This window comes from Amphritea sp., from assembly GCF_050300915.1.
Classification (GTDB): Bacteria; Pseudomonadota; Gammaproteobacteria; order Pseudomonadales; family Balneatricaceae; genus Amphritea.
The window spans coordinates 1-10621 of the sequence record NZ_JBNKYN010000116.1 but is presented as its reverse complement, the minus strand read 5'-3'; the positions used below and the strand labels follow the sequence as shown (position 1 = coordinate 10621).

Here is a 10621-nt window from a genome sequence, read left to right as displayed (position 1 = left end):
CGACTAATTCATCTGCTGAACTGAAAGCGCTTAAAAGTGCGCAAACCAATCCTGACATTATTCTTATTCGGAACATACTCAATCTCCGTGGTAGCAATACAACTGACTTGCAATCTTTCAGTCTTTTTCTGGTTTAAGTGCTTCTTAATGAACACCATGCAATCAGTATTATTTATAAAAAAAATATCGTCAATTTGTATTATCTGTATTTTTTATGTTCAGCTGTCTCTGATGTTGAGATCAAAAAAATATTCATGCTATAGGGTAAATATACTCATCTATATGATGTCAGGTTGAGTTGGCTGAGGTAGTCTCAGGGGGCTGGACTGATCTCTGAACAGGCAGGATAGCGATGAATATCGATCTTGATAAGGTGATGATGCTGGCGTGTAAATAATATGGCTTTTAATATTTAATATTATGAAATATAAAGTTATTTATGGTTTTTAGAATAGTGATTTTTTATCCCCGTCAGCGTCATGTTAGCTGACCTTTTTACTCAGCCTCTGGAAGGTTGTTCTGGTGCTCTGTTGATGCTGGTGTTATTTGAAGGAATGGCAGGAATTATCTTCGATCTGTATTTTAATGATATTTTTTACGCCATGTTAAATAGTCAGTGTGGATTGTACTAAATTAGTTAAAAATACTAAAAGTTGAAAAAGTTCTGTTGATTCTCTAAGTACCTCATTAAGGCGAGCGCGAAGGATTGACGCCCGATACTGAGTGAATTATCCCGACTCATCAGTCAGACCGTAGCAGTCAGTACAGTGATAATTTTGTGTCAGGGTGTGTCGCATTAAAGCATAAAAAAGTTGAAGCGCTTTGTCTTAGTCAGAATAAGCAGGAAGAATAAGCAGGAGAGCAGAATAGGTTAGTGATGGCTGAGTTATGGATTGAATAAACAGCGAGCCTTTGCTGGCTCGCTATTATCCCGCCAGATCAAAAATAACCTGCGAATTCTGTCCTGCAGTGGAATGGCAGGTGGTCAGCTCACAGGTTATTGATTCAGGATGAAAAAGACTTTTTTTACGTAAGTCAGATTCTCCCAGGTGCCGCTAAAACCTTTTTCGACAACAAAGGAATCTCCGGCACAAAACTGCTGGCTATTACCCTTGCTATCAGTCAGGCGGACTGTGCCCTCGAGAAGATGACACATCTCATCGAAATCACACTGGCAGCGCTCTAGATGAGGCTCCGCTTACCAGATGCCCGAAATAGCGCGGCCGTCGCTGCTGGTAAAATGACGCCAGCTATTACTGATATACGGCGTGTCTACAATCTCAGGGTCCTGTATACGGGTTTGCTGCGGTGATGTTTGCGTGGCATCAAACAGGACGACATGTTTAGGGGTTGTCATACAGCTATTTCTCACTATGTTAAGAGTTAAAACCGATGCCGAGCTGATCCAGTGTTTTCAAAAGGAGCGACCGTTTTCCTGTCAGGTCTTCCTTAGCAAGATCGTGCTGAGCCCACTTCACGCCCATATAGCGTATCGGTTCCGGAGGAAAGGGAACGGCATACGCGTTATGCATTCTGAGTTGTGAAGACTCGGTTTTTTTGTTTTCCAGATGGTCCAGCATTGTCAGAGCAGCAAATCTTGAAGCAGAAACCCCCTGGCCGGTAAAGCCGGAGGCGTAAGCTACCTTGTCGTCATACAGGGTTCCGGAAAAGAACGTTGTCCGGGCTGATGTATCAATGACGCCTCCCCAGGCATGTGAAAAACCTATATCAGCCAGCGAGGGGAATACTTCAAAGAAATGTTCTTCCAGCCTGGCAAAGCTCTCATCACGGTTATACAGCTTTTTGCTTTGGTTGCTTCCATAGTGATAGATAGCATCATATCCACCCCATAAAATTCTGTTATCTGCGGTTTTTCTGGAGTAATGGAACTGGTTGCCCGCGTCTGCAATACCGTAACGCTGTTCCCAGCCGATGGACTCAAGTTCTGACTGCGACAAGGGTTCTGTGACAAGTGTGTAATCAAAGATAGGGATAACCTTTGATTTCAGCTGTCTGATAATCGGTACTGCGGCATTGGTGCCGACAATGACTTTCTTTGCGATAACACTGCCATTGTCGGTTGTCAGAAGAATACTGTTTGCCTGATTTTTCAGGTCGTTCACTCTGCTGTTTTCATAAATCTCAGTACCGCTTTTAGCGGTGACAGAGCACAGGCCTTCGACGATCTTCATTGGGTTTACTGTCGCGTAGTTAGGCTCAAATAAACCGGCCAGATACGCAGGGGAGTTGAGAAAGCCGGTCAAATCAGATGGATCTAAATACTGCGCCTCGACACCAAACTCATGATAGCTCTGTTGCATGGCGCGTAAGCTGTCAACCTGCCAGGGTTTAGCTGCCAGGTTTAATTTTCCCTTACGCTCAAATTCAGCATCGATACCGTAGTTGTTCAAGTCCGCCTCCAGGCCATCCAGGTTTTCTCTGCCAAGACGGACTAATGACTCTGCTTCTTCAGGCCATCGAGCCTTTGCGTTGCTGATACCATGAGAGATGCTGGGGGCACAAAACCCCCCGTTACGCCCACTGGCAGCGGCTCCGCATTTGTCCCCTTCAAGAATGACAATTTTTGCATCGGGAAAGCGCTCTCGCGCGTTCAGTGCCGACCACAAACCGACAAATCCGCCACCTATAATCGCAATATCTGCTGAGATGTCCGCCTTGAGTGTCGGAAATGGGTCCCGTTGTGGCACCGTATCCAGCCAGTAAGAATGGTTAACTGCAGATTTGAACTTAAAGTGCTTAGTCATATGTCCCTCATGATTAAACGTTGGACTGATTCAGGAGTGTCTGATTCAGGCTATCGAGTTCGGCTTTAGAATTGACCCCCGAGACTTCCAGGGGGCTGGCTTCGACCGTCTCAACCCGGTGTCCTGCACGGTTCATTTTTTCAACAATATCAGTGAGATAATACTCTCCCTTGCTGTTGCTATTGGATATTTGACTCAGCATTTCAAACAGTCGCTTTTTGTCAGCTGCCATAATGCCTGAGTTGCAGAATTGAATGGCTCTTTCTTCATCGGTGGCGTCGGCGTGCTCGATGATGCGTTCCAGCCGTCCACTTTCGGTTGTTTGTAAACGGCCATAGGCTGCGGTTTCCCCTGGACGAAAGCCGAGGACCGCCAGCGCGCACTGCTGAGTTACTTTATTAGCCAGCCGAAGCAGGGTGTCTGACGTTACCAGGGGGACATCGCCATAGAGAATCAGTACGACCCCGTCAAAGTCAGCTAGTGCAGACTCGGTTACTCTGATGGCGTGTCCTGTTCCCAGTTGCTCTTCCTGAACGACGGTCGCCAGAGAGGGATAGGCTGTCTCTATCTGCTCCCGGCCTGCACCGACAACAACGAGCGTTTTGCTGATCTCCAGGCAAGCTAATGTGTCCAGTACATGCCCTAGCATTGGCTTGCCTGCTAACTCATGCAGCACCTTATGAAGATCTGACTCCATGCGCGTACCTTTGCCCGCGGCCAGTACAATCGCGGCAAGATGTTCATTGCTCATTTTGTGATTCTCCTGATGCATACCAGCCCCAGTCCTGCTGATGATCAAAGCGGGTTACCTGTTTCGTCTCCAGATAGGCGTTATAGCCGGCCTCGCCAAGCTCCCGACCAATACCGGAGGATTTAAAACCACCCCATGGCACCTGCACGAAGGTCGGTTGAGAACAATTAATCCAGACAATACCCGCCCGGAGTTTCTGGGCGATGCGATCACAGCGGTCAAGGTCGTCGGACATGACTGCACCGGCAAGGCCAAACGGGGAAGCGTTTGCTTTCTGCAACGCGTCCTGTTCGTCCCTGAAGGGCACCACGCAGACCACCGGGCCGAATATTTCTTCACACCAGATTTCAGCATCCAGCGGCACATCGGCATATATCGTTGGCTGGATGTAATAGCCTTTATCAAATCCGCTGGCGGCGGCTCCGCCAGAGACCAGCCGGGCGCCTGACGTTTTTGCCCGCTCGACGAAGCCCAGGACTTTGTCGTACTGAGATTTCGACACTAAAGGTCCCAGCTTCACGCCGTCTTTATCTCCAGGGCCAATGACTATTTGTTCCGCCGCCGTTTTAAGGCGTTCAAGCAGTTCAGGATAGATACTGTCTTCAACCAAAATTCGCGACGTCGCAGAGCAGACTTCGCCTTTATTCCAGAAAATGCCAAACAGAATCCACTCGACGGCTTTATCCAGATCGCAATCCCCGAAGATAATAAAGGGGGATTTTCCGCCCAGCTCTAAGGAAACCGATCTGATGCCAGTCGCAGCCGCCTGCATGACGCTTTTACCGGTGGCAACAGAGCCGGTGAATGCAATCTTATCTATCAGTGGGTGCTCAGACAGCGGTGCACCAGCATCCGGTCCAAACCCTGTAAGCAGGTTAAACACCCCGGCAGGCACGCCCGCCGCATGAATAATCCTGGCCAGCTCTACGCAGGTGATAGAGCAAAGCTCTGATGGCTTGAGGACCACGCAGCAGCCAGCAGCCAGCGCTGGCGCCACTTTCCATACAGCCATTAGCATGGGGAAGTTCCAGGGGGTAATGGCGGCAACGACACCGACAGGTTCCATCCATATACGGCTGTCAAAACGATCATCTTCGACATCAACGGTTGCGACCGGTTGCTGATCTGATTTTTCAGCAAGGTTTGCATAATAATCAAAGCAAACCGCAGCATCATTAATGTCCCATTCGGCTTCCGGTAACGGTTTGCCATTATCAACCATTTCCAGGTTGGCTAAGTGCTGAAGGTTATCCCGTATGCCGGTTGCAACTTTTCGCAGTATTAATGCTCTTTCCGCCCCTGTCTTCTCAGACCAGATGCCCTGGTCGAAGGCTGCTCTTGCCGCCTTAACCGCACGCTCGACATCAGCGGATTCAGCCGATGCGACCTGTGCAAATTCTGATTCGTCAGCAGGGTTAATCGCAGCAAAATACCCGCCTTTTAAAGGCGCTGTAAATTCGCCGTTTATATATAACTGTGTTTTCATGACTGCCCCTTAGTATTTTATATACATAGGCTTATACGTGTTTGCGTCCGCCGGAATCTAAAAACCACTCATCTGGATAGGGATACCACCAGTCGTGGCGTATTGGCTGGTGATCAAGAACCACCATTTTTGAGCGCCGGAAGGTGTCCAGGCCGACGCGTCCAAGCTCGCGGCCAATTCCCGAACTTTTCCAGCCACCAAAGGGTAACGCATCGTTATCTATCATCGGGTTGTTAACCCAGACCAGGCCCGCTTCCAGACGTTCAACCGCTTCATGCGCTTCAGCCAGATCGGTGGTAAAGATTGACGCTCCCAGACCATATTCACTGTCATTGGCCCGGGTTATCGCTTCTTCGAAATCAGCGACTTTGACAACGGCGACCACGGGGCCAAAAATCTCCTCGTTGAGGATGTCCATATCCGGGGTGCAGCCTGTCAGAATGGTCGGTTCATAAAACCACCCCGGTCCGGCTGCTTCAGGTATTTTCCCGCCACATTCAACCCGGGCACCTTTGGCCACGGCATCATTGACAAGGCGAATGACTTTATCCCGGGCGGCCTGACTGACCACCGGACCGATCTCTGATTTATCCAGTCCATTGCCGATTCGCAGCTGCTGAGTTTCTGCCACGAAAGCACGAATAAATTCATCATGGATCGATTCTACGACGTACATACGCTCTGTTGAGGTGCACACCTGGCCAGACATATGGAACGCGCCGGTGACCGCACCTGCTGCAGCAACCGGGATCGGCGCGTGGGCGGTAATGATCATCGGATCAGAGCCACCGGCTTCAATAACCGCAGGCTTGAGTCCACGAGCGGCGGCTTCTGCGACCGCTTTTCCAGCAGCAACCGAGCCTGTAAATGCAACCGCATGGGTTTTCTTGCTATCGACTAACTGCTTACCGACGCTCGCATCACCCGGCAGGCAGGCGACCAGTCCGGTCGGTAAATCGTTAAATACTTCCATAAACGCCAGGGTAGACAGTGAAGTCGCTTCGGCGGGTTTGATTACACAGGCATTACCCGCCGCTAAAGAGGCGGCTACCGTCCAGCACATCAGCAGGATAGGGAAGTTAAAGGGCATAATATGCACCGAGATGCCAAGTGCCTCATAACGCGCATACTGGAATGAACCAGCCTGAGTAGATCCGGCAACTTTACCGGCTTCATCCCGCGCCATTTCTGCAAAATAGCGGAAGATGGGTGCGCAGTTAGCGACTTCGCCGATCGCTTCAGGGTAGGGTTTACCCATTTCACGGCTCATCAGAATCGCGCATTCGGTCATATCGGTCGCTTCAATACGCGCTGCTAACCGATGCAGCAGTGCTGAGCGTGTTTTAGCGTCCAGGGCAGACCAGCTTTTCTGTGCGACCGTCATTTGATCAAGAACACTGTTGATTTCAGCGTCGGTAACCGATGCCCGATCGCCAACTTTATTGAGGGTCGCCGGGTCTGTAACAGCACTGGTTTTGCCCTGACTGGCGATAGTTTCGGGTACTAGATAATAACTTGCAGAGAGGATGTCAGACATCAGACACTCCATTTTTAGTAGATGATGTTGCTGATAAGTTCAGCGCTGAAGATGACCAGCCCGGCATGCTTTCTTCCAGAAGTTCAGATAGCTGGTGCAGATTTGCATCCCGGCTGGCTTGCAGGAACTGCTTCAGAACCCGGGGAATAAAATCAAGGTACCGTGGCTTTCCATCCCTGATATAGAGACGCGTGAATACCCCCAGAATACGGGCATGGCGCTGAGCGCCTAGCAGTGCATAGCGGGTTCTGATGTCGTTTTCAGACCCCAGCGAGGGCGCCGCATTTTCAATGTAATAAGACAATAAATACGACTCGAGGCCTGGCGTCAGGTCGCGTCTCGCATCCTGCAACAGCGACACGAGGTCGTATTCACAGGCCCCGAGGATAGCATCCTGAAAATCCAGGACTCCGCATCTTTCAACTCCCTCTTTATCCGGCAGATACATCAGATTATCGACGTGGAAGTCTCTTAAGACGAGCGTCTTAACATTGTTTGCCAGAGGCGCTAATGCGGTTTCCCAGCACTGCCTGAAGGCCGCTTTAAATTTTTCGCGATCGAGCTCAGGCGCTACCGCTGGCGCAAACCAGTCAGAGAAAATGTCCACCTCGTCCAGCAACACGTGGATATCGTATTCAGGCAGCGAGATGTCAGATTCGCACGGCTGACGATGCAGATGGAGCAGGGCATCGATGGCGAGTACATAGAGGTCCTTCTCACTATGGCCCTGTGCTAAACGATTAGTGTATGTCCCGTCGCCAAAATCTTCGATAATGGCCAGTCCGTTGTCATAATCATGCGCATACACCGTGGGGGCAGAAACATTAACTGAGTTCAGGTAATCGGCAATTTTAATATAGGCACGCAAAGAGTCTTTGTCGGCACGGTCCACCATCAGTAAGCGGTTTAAGCCTGTCAGGCGGAAATAGCGCCGTGGCGAGGCATCACTGGGAATGGGCTCCAGCTCCGCTTCTTCAAATCCATGCAGAGCTAAAAAGTGCCTCATATCCGGGGATACAGGTATCATCTGCTGAATTAGGTTGCTCATCGGATCATGTATACCTTTTTAACGGTCGAGTGAACTGTGCATACACCCTTCCAGTCCTGTGGAAAAAACGCAGCGGTATCTGGCGTTATCTCAATCACATCGCCGGATTCATGAACATAGGTGCAGCTGCCTTCGAGGAAGTGACAGAATTCATCTTTAGTGACATGGCATTCCCATTTACCGGGAGTACAGATCCAGAGGCCGCATTCGCTTTCTCCATTTTCGCCTTTGTAGAGTACTTTTCCTGATGTCCGGCTTTCGCCTTCGATCATGGTGGGGATAACACCCCAGTCAACAGTGTCTTTAATATCCAGCGGGTTGCGCATAACGGGTGCTTTCATGATGAACTCCGACTTTTAAACCAGCATATATAAATTACGAATTGTTTCTGTTACCTCGGCCTGGCCTGTCCAGCCAGCGGGAAACAGCACACAGGTCCCTGGAGACACTTCAATCACTTCACCCGAGTCATCGCGGCGGTAAGTCACGCGGCCCTCAACAAAGTGACAAAATTCATCTCTTGGCACGCTGATTTTCCAGGTGCCCGGTGTACAAACCCAGACGCCACTTTCCGGTGAGTTGTCTGGCCCCTTAAATAGTAAGCGGCCACTGGAATGTGACTGACCTGCCAGACTGTCAGGCTGAGGCCCCCAGTCAGCAAGGTCAGAATACTGAGAAACGTCAGTTATATGGGGGGCAGACGATGTCAGGGTTTTCATGCTTCAGACTCCAGTAAACTGATCAGTAAGCGGGCTGCTTTTTCCTGGCCATTTTGCGACTGCATGTGCGCTGAGGTGGCTTTTAAAGTACGCGCAATCTCAGGGTCCTTAAGGCAGGTTTCAATTTTTTCGATCATCTCTTCATCGGTCCACTCATAACGTTCAGAACGCAGCCCGTGGTGGGTTTCCTGGACACGCATCGCATTGTCGTGGCCATCCCAGACGTAGGACATAATGATGGCGGGCTTACCAAAGTAGAGGCATTCGGTAAACGAGTTGTTACCGCCGTGGTGAATGACCATGTCGACCTGAGGAATCAGTGACGGCTGCGGAAACCAGCTCTCGATAATGACATTGTCGGGAATGTCCGAATATTCCTCCTTATAATCGCCAACATTGACCAGCGCCCGGTAGCGCGTTTTACCAATCAGCGTGATCAGGCGTTTTAATACGTCGGTATCACCTGAACCCAGAGAGCCGAAGGAGACGTAGATTAGTGGCCCGTCATTGTTCTTGCTGAACGTGGGGATGACATACTCTTCATCCTGGCGAATACAGCCTTCCAGATATTGAAATCTGTCCGGATCAAGCGGGGTGGCGCGTGTGTACTTCACCTGTTCAGGGTAGAGCATCAGATTCAGGTAGGGTGATTCTTCAAAAAACTGCCCGACAGGATAGGGTGCTTCATTACACTCGGCTAAGAAGTTATTGAAATCATCATGGATGGGTTTGATGACCTCGTTAAACTTCTCCCGGAAAGCCTTATGACCTTCCTTATCGTTTTCAGACATGCCGGACAGATGCGGTGGAATATTTTCGTCTTCAATCTCATTTTCTGAGCAGGAAATAATCCGCACCCAGGGGGTGCCATACTGTTTGATCGCTGGAAACAAAATGACATTATCAACCGCAATAACATCGGGTTGAATCGACTCTAAAATAGAGGGAAGGTCTTTTTGCGCCCATTTCGAACTATCGACGATTGCTTCCCAGCACTCTTTTACATAGTTCTCTATCTGATCAATAGGGGCTTTTCTGAAGTTAGGAATATGCCCGTTAATAAAGTCTTCCCAGAATTTTGCCATTTTTTCTGCGGGCATCGGTTCAGAAAGATTTACCGGGTATGCTCTGAAGCCATATCCTTTATAAACATCAACAAAACCAGGGTCAGAAATAAAGACGGCTTCATGGCCCATCCTTTCTACCGCTTGTGCAATACCGACAGAATTTAATGCGGGACCAAATGCGGCCTCTGGAAAAAACGCAAATACTTTCTTATTCATAGTAAGGATCCATTTATATTTTTAATTGCTAACTGAATATGAATATTCTTAATAGAGCTGTTACGCAGAGAATATGTGTGTGTTTTGGGGTAGCCAGCCCACCGTGACATCATCTCCAATCTCAAAGGAGTGTGTTTCGGCCTGATCTGCGGTCAGCCGCAGCATGATTGGCTTTTCAGCCAGCGGCGTATCGATATGCAGTTGCAGATCGAGTCCGTGGTAAGCCATGGCTACGACTTTTCCCGAGATGGCATTTTCGCCTTCCCCGGCGTCCAGGTGCATGCGCTCCGGCCTGACGGCAGCAACGACCTCAGCTCCACTGGGAATCGTGCAGGCGGTTGATGAGGTGATCGCGGTATTATCGTTTGTCATAATTCCGTTCTCAGTGCGTCTGCCTTCAAAGAAATTCATCACCCCAATAAAGTCTGCCGCAAAGCGGGTTGCGGGGTGTTCATAGATCTCTTTAGGTGATCCGCACTGGAGTAAATTGCCATCTTTAAGAATGGCAACACGGTCGGCCATCACCAGTGCTTCTTCCTGGTCGTGGGTGACGATAATAAAGGTGATGCCGAACTCATGTTGAATGCGCTTCAATTCGAGCTGCATCTCATTGCGCAATTTCTTATCCAGAGCGCCGAGCGGCTCATCCAGTAACAGCAGACGTGGCCTTTTGACCAGAGCTCTTGCCAGAGCAACCCGCTGACGCTGTCCGCCGGATAACTGATCTGGCTTGCGATCTTTCAGGTGCGATAGCTGGATAACATTAAGGATTTCAGACACTCTCGAATTGATCTCTGAACTCGAGAGTTTTTCCATTTCCAGACCGTATGAAATGTTTTTCTCGACGGTCATATGAGGAAACAGTGCATAGGACTGAAACATCAGATTTATCGGGCGCAGGTTTGGCGGAATATTTGAAACATCCGTCCCGTCTAACTCTATAGCCCCCGATGTCGGCTGTTCAAAACCTGCCAGCATGCGCAGCAATGTTGTTTTACCGCTGCCTGACGCGCCAAGCAGGGCAAAGAATTC

At 49.5% G+C, this 10621-nt stretch carries 10 protein-coding genes and 1 pseudogene; all 11 read right to left on the bottom strand.

Translation table 11 applies throughout. The features are described from left to right. Positions 1-997: 997 nt before the first annotated feature. Positions 998-1162 (bottom strand): annotated as a pseudogene (locus ACQY8X_RS19875) (cupin domain-containing protein); the annotation flags it as partial. A 36-nt stretch (positions 1163-1198) separates the two neighbouring features. Beyond that, positions 1199-1357, bottom strand: coding sequence for a hypothetical protein (locus tag ACQY8X_RS19870; protein WP_428036875.1), 159 nt, complete (start codon positions 1355-1357; stop codon positions 1199-1201). 19 nt (positions 1358-1376) lie between these two features. Beyond that, the gene (locus ACQY8X_RS19865; RefSeq protein WP_428036874.1) at positions 1377-2765 is read right to left on the bottom strand and encodes an NAD(P)/FAD-dependent oxidoreductase; all 1389 of its coding nucleotides are present in this window, start codon (positions 2763-2765) and stop codon (positions 1377-1379) included. Positions 2766-2778: 13 nt separating this feature from the next. Beyond that, a complete protein-coding gene (locus tag ACQY8X_RS19860) occupies positions 2779-3516 on the bottom strand; it encodes an NTP transferase domain-containing protein (RefSeq protein WP_428036873.1) in 738 nt (245 codons plus the stop codon). Further along, positions 3506-5002 (bottom strand): aldehyde dehydrogenase family protein, encoded by a 1497-nt coding sequence (locus tag ACQY8X_RS19855; protein WP_428036872.1) that lies wholly within the window; start codon positions 5000-5002, stop codon positions 3506-3508. The genes ACQY8X_RS19860 and ACQY8X_RS19855 overlap by 11 nt, the downstream gene beginning before the upstream one ends. A gap of 31 nt (positions 5003-5033) precedes the next feature. Further along, positions 5034-6539 carry an aldehyde dehydrogenase family protein gene (locus ACQY8X_RS19850; RefSeq protein ID WP_428036871.1) on the bottom strand — a complete coding sequence of 502 codons (1506 nt, stop codon included), beginning with the start codon at positions 6537-6539 and terminating at the stop codon, positions 5034-5036. Next, positions 6532-7587 carry an aminoglycoside phosphotransferase family protein gene (locus ACQY8X_RS19845; RefSeq protein WP_428036870.1) on the bottom strand — a complete coding sequence of 352 codons (1056 nt, stop codon included), beginning with the start codon at positions 7585-7587 and terminating at the stop codon, positions 6532-6534. The genes ACQY8X_RS19850 and ACQY8X_RS19845 overlap by 8 nt, the downstream gene beginning before the upstream one ends. Beyond that, complete coding sequence (locus tag ACQY8X_RS19840) at positions 7584-7928, bottom strand: cupin domain-containing protein (protein ID WP_428036869.1); 345 nt, start codon at positions 7926-7928, stop codon at positions 7584-7586. Before ACQY8X_RS19840 ends, ACQY8X_RS19845 begins: the two co-directional genes overlap by 4 nt. Positions 7929-7943: 15 nt before the next feature. Then, positions 7944-8306, bottom strand: a complete 363-nt coding sequence (locus tag ACQY8X_RS19835) for a cupin domain-containing protein (RefSeq protein WP_428036868.1) — start codon at positions 8304-8306, stop codon at positions 7944-7946. Next, complete coding sequence (locus tag ACQY8X_RS19830) at positions 8303-9589, bottom strand: nucleotide disphospho-sugar-binding domain-containing protein (protein WP_428036867.1); 1287 nt, start codon at positions 9587-9589, stop codon at positions 8303-8305. Before ACQY8X_RS19830 ends, ACQY8X_RS19835 begins: the two co-directional genes overlap by 4 nt. Positions 9590-9649: 60 nt before the next feature. Next, a partial coding sequence (locus ACQY8X_RS19825; protein ID WP_428036866.1) for an ABC transporter ATP-binding protein occupies positions 9650-10621 on the bottom strand: 972 nt, incomplete at its 5' end.